The following is a 17,399-nucleotide window of genomic DNA, read 5'->3' as shown; positions in this document are numbered from 1 at the left end:
GAACGCTCACTCCATTTTGGTGCACAAACATGAAAGGGTTGCGGAGGCCAGTGCTCATCCGCAACCCTTTGCGCGTCGGGCCGAGTTAATAGACCGCGGCCGACTCCGCGTGCGCTCCAATGGCGCGCTCTATTGCACGTTTGCGGATATCATCGAGATTTTGGGCCACCCTGGTAACGCGGCGAGGATCTAACGTCATTCGGATTCAGCACGGGCCGCAGAGGTTGCTCCGCTCGGTCGTAAGCGAGCGCGGAATTGAAATCGCTTTGCGAGCCAACAGTTCTGGTTTGCGCGCTTTGTCTGGCATCACTCGGCCAATAGCTTTTGTCCGTGATCGTCGAGCCCGCGTGGGCCGTCGCAGATATCGCCACCAGTGGCAGCAAGAGTGAAATCTTGAGAAGGTGTTTTGTTAACATGGTCCGGCTCCATCATTGTTGGAAGCGCGTCATGTGTGCGCTTCTAACAATGAGTTCGGAGCAAATCGTCTGGCGGTTACATCACCCTGACGTGACGCGGGCTGACTCCGCGCGTCACCAACGCAATAGTCGCGGCCCCAATGCTGCGCCAGCCAACGTGCACAGCACAATCGTGCCGCCGTACCAGACCGCGACGAACGGCAATGAATCGTCGGTGCAGTGAAGCGCGTAAGCCACCGCGCTGATGCCGCCGGCGACAAGACCGGCGAACGCGCCGGCCCGGCGCAGGTCGGTCGGCGCCGCCTGGCGCACCGCCCAGATCGTTAACGCAAACGGTACGATGGCAATGATCGGGATCGACAGCAGACATTCCAGCCACTCATCACCCGCGACCATTCGGTCCCAGTGCGAAACGGGCGCCGAACCGAGGCTGACGAGCGCCAGCGCGACGATCACCAGGAACGGCAGAATGACGACCAGCGTGCCGTGCCTCAGCGCACCGCCTGGACGGGACAGCCTGGTCAGGTAGGTTGTCGCCGTACCGGCGATGGCTGCGGCGAAGGCGATCTTCAGAAACAAGAATGTCCACGCGCCGACAGTGGAAAGACCTGTGCGTGGGCCAAGCCCGACCAGGATGGCAGCGACAGCAAGCAGCGATCCAGCGGCAACCGCCATGGCGATACGGCGGCCGACAGCTCTGAAGTCCGCTGGGTCGATGCGCGCGCTCAAGACCTCAACAAGATCGTCGGTTTTCATGGTCCGTTCTCCGTATCCCGCCAGCCTCCCGACAGGCGCCATCTTCCGTCCTACCCATTCTTGCTGTCTATCGCATAAGGCATTTTGCGTCCCTCTTCCGGCCAATTCGGAACGTTTCACCTTCGGGTTACGCGATCACACGGACGTGATGGCGGAGGTCGAGGCATGCCATCGAGGAGCGCTCCGCCGATGGCCGCCTCCGACCAGCGCCTTGCTACTTCTTCTCGTCCTGCTTCTCGCTCGCGCCATGATCGGAATGGCCCATGCCCTGGCCGCAGCACTTCATTTTTTGCATGCCCGACATCATGCCCATCATGCCGTTGCCATCCGAGCCCATGCCCATCATGCCGCTACCGCCGGCGTCCGTCCCCATCTTATCTGCGGCCGGCGGCGTCGCAGATTTCGCGGACGAGTCTTGCGCAAGAACAGCGGAGCCAGCGGCAATACTCACCACGACGACGAGTGCTGCAATCGCCACTTCCGCACGGCTTCTAATAAGCCTTGGCTGTTTGGTTTCCATCGAGAATGCTCCTTTGATTTCCAGTTGCTCGACCGACATGATTAAAAACCCAGGGCCCGCCTTGCGCCTGCAAGCTCGCCGATCCCGCTGCCGCCGTTCATCGCCGCGACGAGCAAGAGGAAGCTCGTCAGAAATGCGACTTGCGGCAGCGAAGTGGTGGAAGCCGGCCAGTCGAAGCTCCACAGGGCGCTTGCGAAGCCGCCTCCCGAGAACGCGCCTTGAATTCCGCCGTATCGGAGGAGCCGGCCTTCCAGGCGAGTCAGAGCCGGCACGGCGTAGACGGTTGCGGTCTTGGATAACGTAACCATAGGTAAGCTCCGGCTTGCTGGCAGCGGGCAGATCCCCGCGAGTCGAACCTTGTCGGTGAAGAGCGCTTCATGCGCCCCTTCTGCAGATGAGTTCGGGACTCTTCGATGGCCGGTTACATCATCACGCGCAGGTGAAGAGGGCGAACATAATCTCCAGCCGCGGGCTCACGATGAAGCCTGCGTCGACCTGGAGGAACGATCGCTGAAGCGACGTGCGAGGTCGAAGCAAAACCGTACGACGGCGACCGCCGCGACGGCGGCCAGCACAACCAGTAACAGAGCGGTCAGCGCCAGAGCCGCGTCGGCGAGCCGGATGCCGGCAATCGTCAAAGCGCCTGTGCCCGTATTCATGCAATTCATCATCATGTCAGCACACTCACTCCGGATGCGCCTTTAAGATTGCGACATTCGGCTCGCTACAAACGGCCTGAGGAGAGCGGCCACGGCGAGGAGAAGTGCCAGCGCCACGAGGACATGGAGGACCGGTGCAGATGTGAGGACGACCAGCAACTGCGCGGACAATCGGCCCGTAAAGCCAAGGGCTTGCGCAACGATCCCGTTCGAACTCATGTGGTGCATGTGAGACATCGTGTGGTGCATTTCAGACATGCCTTCCATGTTGGCGTTCCTCCATCCTTTTTCGTCGTTTGCTCGTGGCTCATTCAGCCGGTCGGGTTTGTGAATTCGCGAATCGCGTGTGAAGCGATACCGATCCTGCTCGTTTTCCAAGGACTGGAATCATTCTGATCAGGATCGTGTCCCGAACGACAAAATGGTGGAAAAGCGCCGCCAGCACGTGAAGGGAAATCAACGCAAGAAGCGTCCAGACAAAGAAAACATGAACGTGGTACGCCGTCATCGCGCTGACCGGACCGCCGATGGAAAGGCCGGAGCCGAGAAGATCGATGTTCGGCAACCCGGGAACGGTCATGCAGCACCCCATCTCTGAGGCGACGATCCAGCCGGTCAGCGGCGTCAGCACCATCAAGGCGTAGAGCGTCCAATGCATGGCCTCTGCGACGAGCTTGGGAATGCGAGATCCGCCGCTCTCCTCCTTGGGCCATGGCAACAACGTCCGCAGGAAGAGCCTGATGACCACGAGACCAAGCACTGTGAGGCCGGCGTAGGCGTGTGCGGCAAATGTCTCCTGGCGCGGGCCGTTTCCGTAGACGGCGCTCAAGCCGAAATACAGCGCAAGGATCATTGCCCAGGCCGCGCCCCAGTGGGCGATGACCGAGACGATGTTGGGTCGTTTCAATTGTTGGGTCACCGGTATCAATGGATGTGGGGGGGAATTGCGAAGCCGATCTTGTGGTCAAGACCGGCACATCTGGCGGATATGCCGGTCGGACCGACGTCAATGCCATTTGAGCTTAGCGACCGCCCGGATGGGTGTGCGCGAACTCACCCTGAAATGCAATCAAGCCCGACTTCGGCCCGCCCAGATATCGAGGCCCAGAGGATTCCGAGGTCTGGCCGATCGCAGCGAATGCGTCACGCGGCGCATGTTGCGTGCTGACAGTACGGTAGGCGCTGGGGCCCACTTCGCTCGGCCAATAACGCGTGTCGGAAATCGTCGCACCCGCATTCGCGGTAGCCGACATCGCTACCAGCGATGCCAGAAGGGAAATCGCAAGAACGGGTTTGGTAAACTTCGCCGACATTCTTAGCTCCTTGTCATTTGAAGAGCGCTCCATGCGCGCTTCTACAAACGAGTTCGGAAACTTTTGTGGGCCGGTTACTTAATCACGGCGAGGTGAAAACGAAGAACCGGGCCGCTGCAAAACCGGCCGTCGACGTGGCTTCTCGATTATTCGTCGCTGTTCCTGCCGATGATGGAAGCCAGCGCCTTCAGGCCGCGGTGAATGCTGATCTTCACGTTCGATTCCGACATGCCGTAGCGTGCTGCGGTTTTGTCTCGCGGCGAACTAGCTTCTTGCAATCCGAGAGAGCATTTTTGGGCCAGCAGTCGGGGCGTGAGTGACGCACCTTTTTGGCCGCGATTTATTGGCCAGGCCAGAAAAAGCAGGCCCGTTCGGTTGGCGAACGAGCCTGCTGCGGCGAGCGGAGAATCGGACGCTCTACTCTACTCGCCGATGGACGAAGAGTGGGGTCACTTCTTCGCCTCATCCTTCTTCATAGCGTCGTGGGACATTGCATCGTCCTTCTTCATGGCATCGTGAGACATCGCATCGTCCTTCTTCATGGCATCGTGAGACATCGCATCGTCCTTCCTCATGGCATCGTGGGACATTGCATCGTCCTTTTTCATGGTATCGTGGGACATCTTGTCTTGCGCGAAAGCAACAGAGGCAGACGCTGCTCCCAGCGAGATGATGACGGCGGAAGCGAGAAGCAAAACGCGAGAGGCACTTTTCATAGTCTGTATCCTTTCAAGAAGGGCGCTCCATGCGCCCTTCTGCAAATGAGTTCGGAGCTTTTCGTCGGCCGGTTACACAATCACGCCGACGTGAAAACAGAGAAGAACATTGAATTCGCATAGCCCGGCCGGTATCCCTGCTAGATTTTGAGTGCGCGATATTCAGCGCGCATCAAAATGATCAAGGATGCCGGCCGGGCCGACGTCAATGCCAATTGAGCTTAGCGACCGCCCGGATGGGTGTGCGCGAACTCACCCTGAAATGCAATCAAGCCGGACTTCGGCCCGCCCAGATATCGAGGCCCAGAGGATTCCGAGGTCTGGCCGATCGCAGCGAATGCGTCACGCGGCGCATGTTGCGTGCTGACAGTACGGTAGGCGCTGGGGCCCACTTCGCTCGGCCAATAACGCGTGTCGGAAATCGTCGCACCCGCATTCGCTGTTGCGGACATCGCCACCAGCGATGCCAGGAGTGAAATCGAAAGAAGAGGTTTGGTAAACTTCGTCGACATTGTATGCTCCTTTGTCATTTGAAGGGCGCTTCGTGCACGCTTCTGCAAATGAGTTCGGAGCTTTTCGTGGGCCAGTTACACGATAACGCCGACGTGAAAATGAGCGATCGAGCCGCCGCAACGCCCGGCGCCGACGCAGCTTCTTGATTATCCGTCGCTGTTCCTGCCGATGATGGAAGCCAGCGCCTTCAGGCCGCGGTGGATGCTGATCTTCACGTTCGATTCCGACATGCCGTAGCGCGCTGCGGTTTCGGCAACGCTCTTGCCCTCCAGCTTGACGGCTTCGATCGCCTGGCGCGTCCTCTGCGGCAGCCGGCCGAGAAGTTTCGCCATGTCGTGCGTCCCCTCGGTCGACGCGTGGTCGTCCGCCGCCATCAGTTCCTGATGATCGTCGATAGGGACATCCATCCGCGACATCTTGTTGCTGCGAAGGTGGTCGATCAGCTTGTAGCGCGCGATTGCATGAAGCCAGGGCGTGAACAGTGCATCGGGATCGTAGGTGTGACGCTTGAGATGGACCGCCAGCAGCGTCTCCTGGACCAGATCTTCCGCCTCCTCGGCGCCGCGTCCCGCCCCCATCATCCTGCGCTTGTAGTAGGCGCGAAGACGAGGCGCGAGCTTCGCGAGCAGCGTGCGGTAGGCGGCCGCATCGCCGCGCTGGCTTGCCAGCATCAGTCCTCTAAGCTCAGCTTCGGTGGTCGTCATGCCTGCGATACTCTGTTAGTTCGCTGATCGCACGGATTTGGTTACGTAGCCGGGCGTTAGCCAAGGAATCTCTTCGTTGGCGAACCTTTCGCCCTGAGGGCGTCATTCCGCTGCCTGCGAACGGTTGAGGGCACCGGCCGTCGTCCGAACCTCGAGGCCCCCTTGAACCGGAACAGCCGCATTCGGCTCTCGGGGCAACCCAAATCCCTTGATCAAGGCATAGACAGCCGGGATCACGATGAGCGTCAGGATTGTGGATGAGATCATGCCGCCGATCATCGGGACCGCAATACGCTGCATCACCTCGGAGCCGGTGCCGGTGCTCCACAGGATCGGAATGAGCCCGGCCATGATGGCGACGACGGTCATCATCTTGGGTCGCACACGCTCGACCGCGCCAAGCATGATGGCTTCGTTCAGGTCTGCTCGCGTGAACGGCTTGCCTTCCGCCAGCCGCCGGGAGTGCAGTTCCTTCATAGCCTGGTCGAGATAGATCAACATGATGACGCCGGTCTCCGCCGCGACCCCGGCGAGCGCGATAAAGCCCACGGCCACCGCGACGGACATGTTGAAGCCGAGCCACCACATCAGCCAGAAACCGCCGACGAGCGCGAACGGCAGCGACAGCATCACGATCAGCGTCTCGGTCAACCTTCGGAAATTCAGATACAGCAGCAGGAAGATGATCAGCAGCGTGACCGGCACCACGATCTTCAGCCGGGCGGTGGCGCGCTCGAGATATTCGAACTGACCGCTCCAGACGACGTAGTTTCCGGGAGGAAACTTTACGCTCGCGGCCACGGCCGCCTTGGCATCGGCGACGTAGCCGCCAAGATCGCGGTCGCGGATATCCACGAAAATGTAGACCGCGAGCTGGCCGTTCTCGGTCCGGATCGTCGTCGGACCGCGCGTCAACTTGATGGCGGCGACCTCACCCAGCGGAACAGTCCCGCCGCCCGGCATGGCCACCAGCACATCACGCGCGATCGATTGCGGGTCGCTGCGCAGATCGCGCGGATAACGCAGATTGACACCGTATCGTTCGCGACCTTCAACGGTCGTCGTGATCGTCTCGCCGCCAAGGGCGGACGAGACAGTGTCCTGCACATCGCTGACCATCAGACCATAGCGCGCCAGCGCTTCCCGGTCGGGCGCGATGTCCAGGTAGTAGCCCCCGATGACACGTTCCGCGTAGGCGCTTGAGGTGCCCGGCACCGACTTCACGACGGTTTCGATCTGCCGTGCCAATTTCTCCATCTCCGTCAGGTCTTTACCGATGATCTTTATGCCGACCGGGGTGCGAATTCCGGTCGCAAGCATGTCGGTGCGTGCCTTGATCGGCATGGTCCAGGCGTTGGAGACGCCCGGAAACTGCAAAGCCTTGTCCAGCTCGGCGATCAGCCCGTCGACGGTCAGGCCCGCGCGCCACTGCTGTTTCGGTTTGAGATTGACGATGGTCTCGAACATTTCGGTGGGAGCAGGGTCGGTCGCCGTCTCGGCCCGTCCCGCCTTGCCATAGACCGACTCAACTTCAGGAAACGTCTTGATGATCTTGTTCTGGGTCTGAAGGATTTCCGCTGCCTTGGTCACCGAGAGCCCCGGCAACGTCGTCGGCATATACATCAGCGTGCCTTCGTTCAGGCTCGGCATGAACTCGGTTCCGAGCTGCCGGGCCGGCCACAGGCTGACCACCAGGGCGACAAGCGCAAGAAAGATCGTCAGCGTCTTGGCTTTCAATACCCCCTGGATCAAGGGCCTATAGATCCAGATCAGGAACCGGTTGATCGGGTTCTTGTGCTCCGGAATGATCTTGCCGCGAATGAACAACACCATCAGAACCGGAACCAGAGTGACCGACAGGATCGCCGCCGCCGCCATCGAAAACGTCTTGGTAAAGGCGAGCGGGCTGAACAGCCGCCCCTCCTGCGATTCCATGGTGAAGATCGGCAGGAACGATACCGTGATGATCAGAAGGCTGAAAAACAGCGCGGGGCCGACTTCGCTCGCCGCTTCGATCAGAACGTCCAGCCGCGGCTTGTCGGGAGGCGCACGTTCGAGATGCTTGTGCGCGTTCTCGATCATGACAATGGCGCCGTCGATCATGGCGCCGATCGCAATCGCGATGCCGCCGAGGCTCATGATGTTCGAGCCGATGCCCAGCACCTTCATGGCGGCGAAAGCCATCAGGATGCCGACCGGCAACATGACAATCGCGACAAGAGCGCTACGCACATGCAGCAGGAACACGATGCACACGAGCGCGACGACAATGCTTTCCTCCGTGAGCGTGCGCTTGAGCGTCTCGATCGCGTTGTAGATGAGGTTCGATCGGTCATAGACCGGGATGATCTCGACGCCCTTCGGCAGGGCCGACGCCATATCGGCGAGCCGCGCCTTCACATTGTCGATGACGTCAAGTGCGTTTTGGCCGAAACGCTGCAGTGCAATGCCACTGGCGACCTCGCCCTCCCCGTTGAGCTCGGTGATGCCGCGGCGCTCGTCAGGACCAAGCTCGATCCGCGCCACGTCTTTGAGCAAGACGGGCGTGCCCTTTTCGACTTTCAGAACGACATTGGAGAGATCGGAAATGCTTTTGACATAGCCGCGTCCGCGCACGATGAATTCGAATTCCGAGAGTTCGACGGTACGGCCGCCGACATCCATGTTGCTGCCGCGGACAACGTCGCGCACCTTCGCAAGCGGGATATTGAGCGACCTCAAACGGTTCGGATCGACGATGATATTATATTGCTTGACGAAGCCGCCGACGCTTGCGACTTCGGCGACACCCTCGGCCTTGGAAATGCCGTAGCGTATGGTCCAATCCTGCAGGGATCGCAGGTCGGCCAGCGATTTGTCTTTGGACTGCAGCGCGTATTGATAGACCCAGCCAACGCCAGTCGCATCCGGTCCCAGCGTCGGCGTGACGCCGTTCGGCAGCTTGCGCGCGGCTGCATTAAGGTATTCCAGCACACGCGAGCGCGCCCAATAGATATCGGTGCCATCCTCGAAGATAATGTAGACGAACGAGACGCCGAAGAAGGAGAAGCCCCGCACCACTTTCGATTTCGGAACCGTCAGCATCGCGGTCGTCAGGGGGTATGTCACCTGATCTTCGATGACCTGCGGCGCCTGGCCTTTGTAATCGGTATAAACGATGACCTGGGTGTCGGAGAGGTCGGGAATCGCGTCCAGCGCCGAGTTTTTCAGCGCATAGACCCCGGCTGCTGCAGCGAAGACCGCGCCGATCAGGACCAGCATCAGGTTGCGGGCTGACGAGTCGATGAGCCGGGCGATCATTGCGATTTCTCCCCGGAATCCAGCCCATTGAGCGCGGCTTTGAGATTGCTTTCGGCGTCGATCAGGAAATTCGCGGAGACGACGACCTTGTCGTTTTCAGCGAGCCCTTCCTTGATCTCGACGCGGCCAGCGCCGCGCCGTCCGAGCCTGACGGCGCGTGGCTCGAAACGCCCCTCGCCCTTGTCGAGCAACACAATCTGCCGTTCGCCGCTATCGATGACCGCACTGTTGGAGACAGTTAAAACCGGAGTCTCCGCACCGGTGGTGATTTCCACATCCGCATACATGTCTGGCCGCAACAGATCTTCCGGATTTGGTAATTCGATTCTGACCCGTGCGGTCCGCGTCTCCGCCATCAGGTGCGGATAGATCAACGTGACGTTGCCGGCGAAAACCCGATCGGGATAGGCCCGAAGCCGGACGCTGGCCTTTTGTCCGACATCGATCAGGGAAAGATCGCGCTCCGCGATATCGGCCAACACCCAGACGACATCATGATCCGCGATCCGGAACAGAACATCACCCGGAGCGGCGCGCATGCCGTTAACGGCTACGCGCTCCACGATTTCGCCGTCCTGCGGCGCGAGCCAGCTCACATAAGTCGGGATTTCGCGCGTGCGCTCGATCTCGGCAATGAACTTCTCGGGGGCATCCAGATTTTCAAGGCGCCGGCGTGCGCCTTTCAAGGCTTCATTGCTGATGCCGGCGGTGGGGCGGGCATTGAGCGCCGAAAGATATTCGGCGGCGGCGCTCGACAGGCTCGGGCCGTAGATGCGCATCAGCCGCTGTCCCTTATGGACATGCGAGCCGGTGGTGACGTTTTCGACGGTGTCGATGAAGCCTTCGAAACGCAGCGATACGACCGCTTTGCGGCGCTCGTCTTCCTGAACGGTGCCTGGTGCACGAACCACCGTGCTCAGAGTGCGCCGCTCTGCCACCTCGGTCTGAACACCCGCCTTCTGCAATTTGCCCGGGCTCACCTTGACCGAGGAATCGTCGTCTTGCTCGCCCTCATAGACGGGCAAATAATCCATTCCCATCGAATCCTTCTTCGGAGTCGGCGAGGTGTCGGGAAGGCCCATCGGGTTGCGGTAGTAGCGGATTTTGCCTCGATCCCCGCCTTTAGCAGTCGTAGTTTCCGGAGCCTGCTGCTCGAAACTCACGTCTTCGCTGGCGCGGACCGCGAGATAGTCTTTGCCCGCCCGAAGTCTTCTTCGGAGTGAGCGAATAGTCCGGTAATCCGTCCGGATCGCGGTAGTAGATGACGGCTCCGGTCGCGGCTGACCGGGCCGGGCTCGGTTTCGCAGCCGCGGCCAGAACACCGTCGAGCCATCCGGGAAGCGGACCGTTCGAACGTCCGACGGCCAACCCGGCCACTCCGGCAACCATGATCGCGGATACGATCAGAAAAACGCCTGCAGGCCGTCTCATAGCGAACCTCCCGCCAGACGTTCCATCTCGGCATATTTCGTTTGCAGTTCCACCTTGAGCTTCAGCAAGTCGAGTTGGACCGTTCGAAGCCGTCGCTCCGATTCAAAAACTGAAGAAAGATCGGACGTGCCGGCCTGAAATCCGTTTCGCGCGTTGTCGACAGAAGAGCGGGCCGGCGGCAGTTGTCGCGTTGCGTAGATTTGCACGACCTTCCGAAGCGCATCGACGCTGAACCAGGCGTCAGCGATCTGTCCGTCAATCCGCAGTCGCAGCGCCTCATTGCGGGCTTGCGCCGCGCCAAGACGCGCGCCCGCCGCTCGTTGCTCGGCGTCTTTGACCTCGTAGTGTAGCGGCACATTAAATTTGGCCATAAACTCGCCAGTATCTTCCGTGCCGGGCCGCTGCACGTATTTCGCGCCGAGCGTCACGTCGGGGTAATAGTTGAGGTCGGTGAGGGACTTGGTTTGAGCTGCGGAATTGCTCTGCGCCCCAGCCAGCGCCAACATCGGGTTTGCCGATCGTGCGAGCCCCTGAACCTGGGCGAGGCTGATCGCTTTAACGTTCCGAAAGCCAGTCGGCGCAGCCAATGGAGCCAAGGACGGACGTCCGATCAGGGCATTGAGCCGTGCCGCCGCTGATTTCTGTTCGCCCTGCCGGCGAACGACATCGCCCTCGGCGGTAGCGGCTTCGATTTCAGCCTTGATGACGTCCTGCTGATCGACCGATGTCGTGCCGTATCGTGACCGCAACAGGCCGAGTATCTCGTCATAGCGCCGTTTGATTTCGACGGAGATTCCTGTGGCCTCATACGCGGCGTTGTATTCGCCGTGCGCGGCAACGACCTGCGCAATGAGATCGGTAACGATCGCGCGTCCCTGGAATTTTGCAGCATCGGCATCCGATTGCGCGATATCGCGCTCAAGGCCGTATTTGCCCCACAGCTTGACTTCTTGCTCTAAGCCAAAGCGTCGCTGTCCGACGCCAAGCCGATTGACGTCCCACGCTTCGAGAACGAGGGTCGGATCGGCAAGGACCCCGGCCGTTCCGATTTTGTGGACCGCCGCATCGAAATCGAGCGAGGCGGCCGCCACCGTCGGATTGAGGCGTTTGGCAATTGCGACAACGCTTTCCACGGTCGCGCCCGGCAAGGTTTGCTCGGCCGCTCCCACGGGAGACAACCACAGCACTGCTGTGGTTGCTCCGATCGCCAACCGAATGATGCCGCTCGCGCGGGTCACGGTGTCGCCTTCAGGACAAGCTTGTTCTCGACGGTGCCGGTTTCGCCCTGCACTTTTGCGCCCAGCGAAAGCTGCCACCCGCCGGCCATGCTCAAGGTCGCCTTGAACTTGTAGATACCGGGTTCCGAGCCGGGCATCGGCGCAATCCTGGTTGCCATCTCCTGCATTCCGTCGGGAGCCATATCCAGACGTGTCGCGAAAATGACCGCATCCGGCACGAGCTTGCCGTCGGGCTTATGGACGAGGCGAACGGAGATGATCGCGTCACCCTTCTTGACGGCCTGGTCGACCAGCTGGAATTCGTAGTCCTTGACGTCGGCGCGGGCGCCCGTGACCGAACCGATGATGGCAATGGCGATCAGCGCGGCCTGGACGGCACGCGCATAGTTGAAGCTTTTCATTTTTGAATCCTCGAAGTCCTGATGTGCCGCCAACGGCGGCATGCGTTCATCCGCGTGGCCCTGGGACCGCGCAGCAGCAGACGGCGTGGTGACGCCGATCAGGTCAGGATTCGAGGAGGATGATCTGGAGGGTCGCCGATGAGGCCGTCGGCAACAACGTCGACGATCGCGAAGGACAGCCTGCGGGTCTGGAAAGAAACCTGGATACCGTTGGTCGGCGACGGTTCGGCCTGAGCGATCGTCAGCATGCACATGGCGACCAGGGGGCAATCCTGGCAGCCATTGTTCTTCTGTTCGTCGTTCTTCTGTTCGTCCGGACAACACTGCATGTCCGCGGACATAGCAGCCATATCGCCCATCTTGCTAACAGACAGCCGCTCTGCCGCCGCCGGGGATACCAGCGGCGCAGCAACAAGCCCAACGATCACAAAGACCGCAAGCAGACGACCGATGAGCCGGCGAAGATTCATATTCGCATCATCACACGGTACCGGGAACTTGTGAAGGACCATCACTTCACATGTTCGCCAGCAGGGCGAAATCGCGTGAAAATCGTCAGGCGATCGAGCGCGAGGACACCGCGATCAGCTGGTCATCCGGCGCACGGCGGCCGTGCGAGGCGTTCAGCAACTGGCGAATCCGGACCGCCGGAACCGGCCGGCTGAACAGGTAGCCCTGCGCTTCAGTCACCGCGCCATCGGCGCTGATCAGTTCCAGCTGCTCGGTGGTCTCGATACCCTCGACCACGACCGACATTCCGAGGTCGGCCGAAAGCCGCGCCACGCCGCGCAGCAGCGTCAGCGGACGGTCGGTGTCGATGCCCTCGAGGAAGGAGCGATCGATCTTCACTTTCTGCAGCGGGAAATTATGCAGATAGCTCAGGCTCGAATAACCGGTGCCGAAATCGTCCAGCGAGATTCGCACGCCGAGCGAATGCAGTTGCGACAGCACATCGTGGGTGATCTGGGTGTTGCGCAGCAGGGATGATTCGGTGATCTCGATTTCGAGGCGGTGCGCCGGCAGGCCGGAGACCTCGAGCGCGTAGCGCACTTCGCTCAGCACGTCGCGCTGATGGAACTGCTGCGGCGAGAAATTGACCGCGACGCTGACGGCTTCGGGCCACTTCATGCATTCCATGCAGGCCTTGCGCAGGATCCAGCGGCCGAGATCGACGATCAGGCCCATGTCCTCGGCGACCGGAATGATGTCGATCGGGGAAACCGTGCCGCGCACCGGATGATTCCAGCGCAGCAGCGCTTCGCAGGTCGCGATCCTGCCGGACTTGAGATTGACCAGCGGCTGATAGAACAGCTCGAATTCCTCGTTCGCCAGCGCCTTGCGCAGGTCGAGCTCCAGGATACGGCGGGCTTCGACGGTCTGCGCCATCTCCTCGCGGAAGAAGCAGAAGGTGCCGCGGCCGTCGGCCTTGGCGCGGTACAGCGCCATGTCGGCGTTCTTCAGCAGCGTATCGGCGCTGACACCGGCCGTCGTCATGGCGATGCCGACGCTCGCGCCGATCTCGACCAGATGATTGTCGATCCTGTAACGCTCGCTCAGGCGATCGACGATGCGCCGGGCGAGCACGGCGGCGTCCTCGTGGGAACGGATGTTCTGCTGGAACACGACGAATTCGTCACCGCCGAATCGCGCCACGAAATCCTCGGGCCGCAGCATCTCGCGCATGCGGCCGGCGACCGCGCACAGCAACTGGTCGCCGCAGGGATGCCCCAGCGTGTCGTTGACCTGCTTGAACTGGTCGAGGTCGACGAACAGCAGCGCCGACAATTGATCGGCGCCCTGCTGAATGGACAGCAGGCGCCCGATCTCGTCGCGGAAATTGACCCGGTTGGGAAGCTCGGTCAGTTCGTCGTAACGCGCGAGATGGCTGATCCGGGCCTCCGCGTCGCGCCGCTCGGTGATGTCTTCGAGCAAGACCACCGCACCGCCGCCCGCCATCGGCTGGAAGGTCCAGGAGAGCGACCGGTTGCGCGCAATATCGGGGTCGGTCGTTATCATATCGCGCGTCTGCGTGTTCTCGATTTCCGCGAGGATCATCCGGCCGCTCGGCGCCGAGATGGATCCGGCGCTGACGCAGGCGTCGATGATGTCGGACGCGCTGCCGCCACGCTGCACCAGCTTGTCCGACAGGTGCATCATTTCGCTGAAGCGATGATTCATGACCGCAAGGCGGCCGTCGGCGCGGAACATGCACAGCCCGTGCGGCATGTTGTTCAAGGCGGTATCGAACTGTCCGGCCAGCGCCGCTTCCCTGAAGCTCGAGGTCAGCGCCTTGACGAAGATGGCGTGAAGACTGAGGTTGATACCCTTCAGTCCGATGAAGAACAGCACCAGCAGCACGGCAAGGCCGACATAATAGAACCCGCCGTGCAAGGCCAACGCCAGCGACATCGGGCCGCATGCCAGCAGGATGTGATACTGGATCAGCTTCGGGCTGCCGTAGTTGCGGGCCGCGCCGCCGGCGGTGTAACCGATCGTCACGGCGACACACACCATGTGCGCGACCGCATCGTCGTTGCCGAAAATGGTGAGGAAGCACCAGACGCCGAGCACGCCGGCATAGATCATGGCGCCGATCGCGTAGCGCGGCTCCCAATGTTTCGCCTGTTCGAATGTCAGCACCGCGGTGCGCCGTTCGTATTTGCGCATCTGGAAGGCGCGGACGGTGCCGATTCCGATGATCAGAACCGCGCACGGCCACAGCCAGACGTTCCCGGTCTTGAGCGCGGTCAGCAACGCCGCGACGGCGGAGCAGACCGAGCCGAACAGCATGGGCCAGAAATTCTGGCACATGGAATCGATCAGCGCCGCGTAAAGAACCGGCTCGAGCTCTTCCTGGCTGCTTCGCTTTTTTTGATCGACCAACTGCATCGGCAGTGTACGCGTCCTGTTCCGGGTGCGTACTTTTTACCCTTCCCAGATGAAGTCTTTCTGAGGGAACATCGTTACCGAGACGTTGCTTTTCATGTCGACTTGTAGAAATTTACTCGAAAAATCAGCATGCTAGGCAATGTTTGCCGATTAACGGCGCTTCTTCCGCGAGGGCGCTGTGATTCTCAGGACAACAGTGGCGACCATGCCGGATCGGACGCGAAGCCGGGGGTCGGAACGCGCTGTTCGTTGCGTCCGGAGATGTCCACGGTGAACAGCGACGGTCCGCCATTGCCGCCGGGATCGCGGAAGAACATCAGCACCCGGCCGTTCGGCGCAAAGGTCGGCCCTTCATTGTGATAACCGGAGGTCAGGATTCGTTCGCCCGAGCCATCGGTCTTCATGATGCCGATGGCGAATTGCCCGCCGCCCTGCTTGGTGAAGGCGATGTAGTCGCCGCGCGGCGACCAGACCGGCGTCGAATAGCTGCCGTCGCCGAACGAGATGCGTTGCGCCGGTCCGCCGGTTGCCGGCATCACATAGATCTGCGGCTTGCCGCCGCGGTCGGATTCGAAGCACAGCCGCGTGCCGTCAGGCGCATAGGACGGCGAGGTGTCGATCGCCGGCGTGTCGGTCAGGCGCGTGGTCGATTTCGAGCGCAGGTCCATCACGAACAGGTTGGAATTGCCGCCCTGCTGCAGGCTCATGATCACGCGCTGGCCGTCCGGCGAAAATCGCGGCGAGAACGACATGCCGGGGAAATTGCCGACGATCTCGCGCTGCCCGGTTTCGATATTGAACAGATAGACGCGCGGGTCGCCCTGGCCGAACTCCATATAGGTGATTTCCTGGGTCGACGGCGAAAACCGCGGCGTCAGCACGAGGTCGGCGCCCTTGGTCAGATAGCGCACATTGGCGCCATCCTGATCCATCAGCGCCAGCCGCTTGACGCGGCGTTCCTTGGGTCCGGTTTCATCGACGAACACCACGCGGCTGTCGAAATAGCCTTTTTCGCCGGTCAGACGCTCGTAGATCTGATCGGAGATGATGTGCGCGATCCGGCGCCAGTATTCCGGCGAGGTGAAATATTGCAGGCCGGTGAGTTGTTGGGTGGTGTTGACGTCCCAGAGGCGGAATTCGGCTTTCAGGCGGCCATCGGGCTGCCGGGTCATGCGGCCGGTGACCAGCGCCTGCGCGTTGATGCTTTTCCAGCTCTGGAACTGCGGTGCCGCATCGATATTCGAAATGCGCTCGATGTAGGCGGCCTGGTCGATCGGCGCGAACAACCCGCTGCGCTTGAGGTTGTTGGTGATGACCTGGGACACGCCGGCGCCGACTTCGGCGTCTCCTGGCGTTCCCGCCACGAAATTCGGGATCGCGATCGGAAGCGGCGCGAAATCGCCACCCTGGACCGGCACTTGTTTTGGCCCTTGCGCAAACGCGCTACGAACCGGAGCGCCCGCCAGGACGCCGAGCGAAACCATGCCGGAAACAAGCTGGCGGCGATTCAAGCGAAACGCCATTTCGCGCGATTGATCGTTGTCGGTCATTGTTTTTGGGCTTTTCTCACGTTTCAGGCTTGAAGACCGGCGCAAAATATTTCCATTCATCGTAATAGACCTGAGGCAAATTGTACGGCTGGCATTCGATGATCGCGCGTATCGCGCTTTCCTGATAGACTCGCAGGTAGGGAGTCGCCGGGATCTCTTCCGGAATCGGCGATCCCTCGAGCGTACCGTCGCGCTTCAGCTTGATGTCGATGATGGCCCGGGGATTCTGGGTTTCGATCCCACCATACGGCACCTTCCAGCAGCGATCGACCTGTCGCTTGAACAGCGCGCCCCATGTCGCGGAATTGTCCGCGGCCTTGCCCTTGGAGAGCCCGAGCGCCGCGTTGGAATTCAGCGTTTCGCCGGTCACGGCCTGGCGCGACGGATCGCGCTTGTCGAGCAGGGCTGCGATCTTCGACTGATCGAAAGTGCGTTCGGTCTTCGGCTTGGGTTGCTCAGGCGGCTTGGCGGCCTGGACCGGCGGTTTCGGCGGCGGCTTCTTCTCTTCTTTCTTGATGGCTTCCGCGATCGGATCGACCTTGGGCGGATCGGGCTTCTTCTCGATCGGCTTCGGTTCTTCCTTCGGCTTCTCGACGACCTTCGGCGGATCCGGCTTTTTCTCGACCGGCTTTTCCTCGACCTTCGGCTCCGGCGGCGGCGCGGTGTCGGTGACGACCGGCGCCTTCTCGGTCACCTTGCCGACGGCGTCGTCAACCGGCTTCGCCTCGGCAACCTTGTCGACCAGCGGTTTCGGATTTTCCTTTTTGCCGGTCTTCGAGCCAGCCATGACATGGGCGAGTTGTTCGTCGGAAACAACATCGACGGCAACGGAGTCCTCCGGCGCCATTTCGAAGGCCCTGCTCGAGAACGACACCAGTCCCCACCCGAGCACGAGGACGTGCAGGGCGATCGACGCAGCCAGTGTCTTGTCGATCTTGACCTTCACCTGAGCCTTCTTGCTCCACCGTCAGCCATCACTTGACGCGTTTCCTT

At 61.0% G+C, this 17,399-nt stretch carries 16 protein-coding genes and 1 pseudogene; all 17 read right to left on the bottom strand.

All coding sequences use genetic code 11. The features are described from left to right. Positions 1 to 530: 530 nt before the first annotated feature. Positions 531 to 1,172, bottom strand: coding sequence for a DUF1109 domain-containing protein (locus tag V1289_RS28975; RefSeq protein ID WP_334400956.1), 642 nt, complete (start codon positions 1,170 to 1,172; stop codon positions 531 to 533). A gap of 214 nt (positions 1,173 to 1,386) precedes the next feature. Then, positions 1,387 to 1,731: a hypothetical protein gene (locus V1289_RS28970; RefSeq protein WP_334400954.1), complete on the bottom strand. Its 345-nt coding sequence runs from the start codon at positions 1,729 to 1,731 to the stop codon at positions 1,387 to 1,389. Positions 1,732 to 1,733: 2 nt separating this feature from the next. Further along, positions 1,734 to 2,000 (bottom strand): hypothetical protein, encoded by a 267-nt coding sequence (locus V1289_RS28965; protein WP_334400952.1) that lies wholly within the window; start codon positions 1,998 to 2,000, stop codon positions 1,734 to 1,736. Positions 2,001 to 2,165: 165 nt separating this feature from the next. Beyond that, positions 2,166 to 2,351: a hypothetical protein gene (locus V1289_RS28960; RefSeq protein WP_334400950.1), complete on the bottom strand. Its 186-nt coding sequence runs from the start codon at positions 2,349 to 2,351 to the stop codon at positions 2,166 to 2,168. 307 nt (positions 2,352 to 2,658) lie between these two features. Beyond that, positions 2,659 to 3,258 carry a cytochrome b gene (locus V1289_RS28955; RefSeq protein ID WP_334400948.1) on the bottom strand — a complete coding sequence of 200 codons (600 nt, stop codon included), beginning with the start codon at positions 3,256 to 3,258 and terminating at the stop codon, positions 2,659 to 2,661. A gap of 115 nt (positions 3,259 to 3,373) precedes the next feature. Next, the gene (locus V1289_RS28950; RefSeq protein ID WP_334400945.1) at positions 3,374 to 3,697 is read right to left on the bottom strand and encodes a hypothetical protein; all 324 of its coding nucleotides are present in this window, start codon (positions 3,695 to 3,697) and stop codon (positions 3,374 to 3,376) included. Positions 3,698 to 4,113: 416 nt separating this feature from the next. Then, positions 4,114 to 4,380 carry a pentapeptide MXKDX repeat protein gene (locus tag V1289_RS28945; RefSeq protein ID WP_334400943.1) on the bottom strand — a complete coding sequence of 89 codons (267 nt, stop codon included), beginning with the start codon at positions 4,378 to 4,380 and terminating at the stop codon, positions 4,114 to 4,116. 221 nt (positions 4,381 to 4,601) lie between these two features. Beyond that, complete coding sequence (locus tag V1289_RS28940; protein ID WP_334400941.1) at positions 4,602 to 4,892, bottom strand: hypothetical protein; 291 nt, start codon at positions 4,890 to 4,892, stop codon at positions 4,602 to 4,604. A gap of 147 nt (positions 4,893 to 5,039) precedes the next feature. Further along, the gene (locus V1289_RS28935) at positions 5,040 to 5,597 is read right to left on the bottom strand and encodes a sigma-70 family RNA polymerase sigma factor (RefSeq protein WP_334400939.1); all 558 of its coding nucleotides are present in this window, start codon (positions 5,595 to 5,597) and stop codon (positions 5,040 to 5,042) included. Positions 5,598 to 5,699: 102 nt separating this feature from the next. Beyond that, a complete protein-coding gene (locus tag V1289_RS28930) occupies positions 5,700 to 8,897 on the bottom strand; it encodes an efflux RND transporter permease subunit (RefSeq protein WP_334400937.1) in 3,198 nt (1,065 codons plus the stop codon). Then, positions 8,894 to 10,328: pseudogene (locus tag V1289_RS28925) on the bottom strand (efflux RND transporter periplasmic adaptor subunit). Before V1289_RS28925 ends, V1289_RS28930 begins: the two are co-directional and overlap by 4 nt. Next, on the bottom strand, positions 10,325 to 11,566 hold the full coding sequence (locus V1289_RS28920) for a TolC family protein (RefSeq protein WP_334400935.1): 1,242 nt from the start codon (positions 11,564 to 11,566) through the stop codon (positions 10,325 to 10,327). The pseudogene V1289_RS28925 and the gene V1289_RS28920 overlap by 4 nt, the downstream one beginning before the upstream one ends. Next, entirely contained in the window at positions 11,563 to 11,967 is a 405-nt protein-coding gene (locus V1289_RS28915; RefSeq protein ID WP_334400933.1) for a FixH family protein, read from the bottom strand. Before V1289_RS28915 ends, V1289_RS28920 begins: the two co-directional genes overlap by 4 nt. 98 nt (positions 11,968 to 12,065) lie before the next feature. Beyond that, a complete protein-coding gene (locus V1289_RS28910) occupies positions 12,066 to 12,437 on the bottom strand; it encodes a hypothetical protein (protein WP_334400931.1) in 372 nt (123 codons plus the stop codon). A gap of 85 nt (positions 12,438 to 12,522) precedes the next feature. Next, a complete protein-coding gene (locus V1289_RS28905; protein ID WP_334400929.1) occupies positions 12,523 to 14,856 on the bottom strand; it encodes a putative bifunctional diguanylate cyclase/phosphodiesterase in 2,334 nt (777 codons plus the stop codon). 185 nt (positions 14,857 to 15,041) lie between these two features. After that, the gene (tolB, locus tag V1289_RS28900; protein WP_309185201.1) at positions 15,042 to 16,379 is read right to left on the bottom strand and encodes a Tol-Pal system beta propeller repeat protein TolB; all 1,338 of its coding nucleotides are present in this window, start codon (positions 16,377 to 16,379) and stop codon (positions 15,042 to 15,044) included. 43 nt (positions 16,380 to 16,422) lie between these two features. Continuing rightward, entirely contained in the window at positions 16,423 to 17,352 is a 930-nt protein-coding gene (locus V1289_RS28895) for a cell envelope integrity protein TolA (protein ID WP_334400927.1), read from the bottom strand. Positions 17,353 to 17,399 lie beyond the last annotated feature (47 nt).

This window comes from Bradyrhizobium sp. AZCC 2289 (genome assembly GCF_036924615.1).
Taxonomy (GTDB): Bacteria; Pseudomonadota; Alphaproteobacteria; order Rhizobiales; family Xanthobacteraceae; genus Bradyrhizobium.
Note: the sequence above shows the minus strand (reverse complement) of the source record. Positions and strands in the feature narration are given on the sequence as shown.

Coding starts and splice junctions, on each gene's coding strand:
- V1289_RS28970 (WP_334400954.1), bottom strand. CDS start 1,731: ATGTCGGTCGAGCAACTGGAAATCAAAGGAGCATTCTCGATGGAAACC.
- V1289_RS28965 (WP_334400952.1), bottom strand. CDS start 2,000: ATGGTTACGTTATCCAAGACCGCAACCGTCTACGCCGTGCCGGCTCTG.
- V1289_RS28910 (WP_334400931.1), bottom strand. CDS start 12,437: ATGAATCTTCGCCGGCTCATCGGTCGTCTGCTTGCGGTCTTTGTGATC.
- V1289_RS28915 (WP_334400933.1), bottom strand. CDS start 11,967: ATGAAAAGCTTCAACTATGCGCGTGCCGTCCAGGCCGCGCTGATCGCC.
- V1289_RS28905 (WP_334400929.1), bottom strand. CDS start 14,856: ATGCAGTTGGTCGATCAAAAAAAGCGAAGCAGCCAGGAAGAGCTCGAG.
- V1289_RS28935 (WP_334400939.1), bottom strand. CDS start 5,597: ATGACGACCACCGAAGCTGAGCTTAGAGGACTGATGCTGGCAAGCCAG.
- V1289_RS28975 (WP_334400956.1), bottom strand. CDS start 1,172: ATGAAAACCGACGATCTTGTTGAGGTCTTGAGCGCGCGCATCGACCCA.
- V1289_RS28945 (WP_334400943.1), bottom strand. CDS start 4,380: ATGAAAAGTGCCTCTCGCGTTTTGCTTCTCGCTTCCGCCGTCATCATC.
- V1289_RS28960 (WP_334400950.1), bottom strand. CDS start 2,351: ATGAATACGGGCACAGGCGCTTTGACGATTGCCGGCATCCGGCTCGCC.
- V1289_RS28950 (WP_334400945.1), bottom strand. CDS start 3,697: ATGGAGCGCTCTTCAAATGACAAGGAGCTAAGAATGTCGGCGAAGTTT.
- V1289_RS28930 (WP_334400937.1), bottom strand. CDS start 8,897: ATGATCGCCCGGCTCATCGACTCGTCAGCCCGCAACCTGATGCTGGTC.
- tolB (WP_309185201.1), bottom strand. CDS start 16,379: ATGGCGTTTCGCTTGAATCGCCGCCAGCTTGTTTCCGGCATGGTTTCG.
- V1289_RS28940 (WP_334400941.1), bottom strand. CDS start 4,892: ATGTCGACGAAGTTTACCAAACCTCTTCTTTCGATTTCACTCCTGGCA.